The 465-nt window shown below is 66.2% G+C and carries 1 protein-coding gene; it reads right to left on the bottom strand.

Translation table 11 applies throughout. From position 1 onward, the window contains the following. On the bottom strand, positions 1-247 hold a 247-nt coding region (locus BTA51_RS28980; protein WP_141215717.1), incomplete at its 3' end, for a TetR/AcrR family transcriptional regulator. Positions 248-465 lie beyond the last annotated feature (218 nt).

Genomic DNA, 465 nt, shown 5'->3' with positions numbered 1-465 from the left:
CTAGTCTCGTGGGCTCGGCCGCGTCGCGGTGGCTGATCATCGTTACGGTGAACAGCGCGAAGGCGCGGGTGGCGATGGCCGTCTGCAAGCCCGGCAAGCCGTTGAAATGATGGGCGGGGGCGGCGTGCGAGACGCCGGCGCGCGCGGCGGCGCGGCGCAGGGTCAGGCCTTCCGGCCCGCCCTCGATGAGGAGCGAAAGACCGGCCTCGATCAGGGCGTCGCGGGTGCTTGGTGTGTCACGGGTCATGCGCCGTTGTGACGTGCGGCCCTGACAGTGTCAAGTTGCAGCTTGACAGTGTAAAGCTGACCGCTATGGTGCGGCATGCTTTACACTGTCAAGGAGGCTCCGATGACCCGCCCGTTCACCGTCTTCTTCTGGCTCAGCGCGCTGGGCGTAGCTGTCATGTCATGGCGGGTGTTCTTCGCACCGATCGCCGACGCCATGCCGGCCATGCTGCCCTATTT

This window comes from Hahella sp. CCB-MM4 (genome assembly GCF_002260525.1).
GTDB lineage: Bacteria > Pseudomonadota > Gammaproteobacteria > Pseudomonadales > Oleiphilaceae > Hahella.
This window is presented reverse-complemented; position numbering and strand designations above follow the sequence as displayed.